We start from the raw sequence: 584 nt of genomic DNA on the forward strand, positions 1-584 counted from the left end.
GAGCCGCTATGATCAGGTGGCTCGCCCGCCGCGTTTCAAATCCCAGCGCCGCGCCCGGATGGCGGTAGATGTTCCGCAGGCCCGCGGCCTCAACGTGGTCCGGCTGGGCCGCCGGTGGGGTGCGCTGTCCATTCCCGGTGCCGGTCGGGTGCGGTTCCGCTGGACCCGACCGCTTCCCGGGGTGTCCCGGGGGATACCGGGCCGGTTGACGGGCGCGCGGCTGGTCCGGGAGGTGAACGGCTGGCATGTGGTGTTCCGCCTGGAAACCCCTGATGTGCAGTCGGAACCGCACACTGGCCCGCCGGCCGGGTCGTTCCGGGACATGCCCGTGCTGCTGTCGCCGGGTGAGGCGTGGCGGCTGCTCCGGTTGGAACGGAAAGCGGCCCGGCAGCGCCGGGCCCGTCCGTGGAACGCCCCGACGTCGAACCGGCTTCGCCGGACCTATGGGGACGTAATGAAGTAACAAATACGTGATCGAGAGCATCATCGCAGGTCACAGGCCTGTGGAGGGTTCGAAACGCGCAAGTTATTTCATTTCGACTCCTATGACCAGATTGCCGTGGTGCGCGCGAGAACCAAACGCT

The 584-nt window shown here is 67.6% G+C and carries 1 pseudogene; it reads left to right on the forward strand.

The annotated features are described in order from the left end of the window. Window positions 1-463 (forward strand): annotated as a pseudogene (locus tag ACY5KJ_RS14320) (RNA-guided endonuclease TnpB family protein); the annotation flags it as partial. Between the last annotated feature and the right edge of the window lie 121 nt (window positions 464-584).

The organism is Frankia sp. CcWB3 (genome assembly GCF_977927595.1).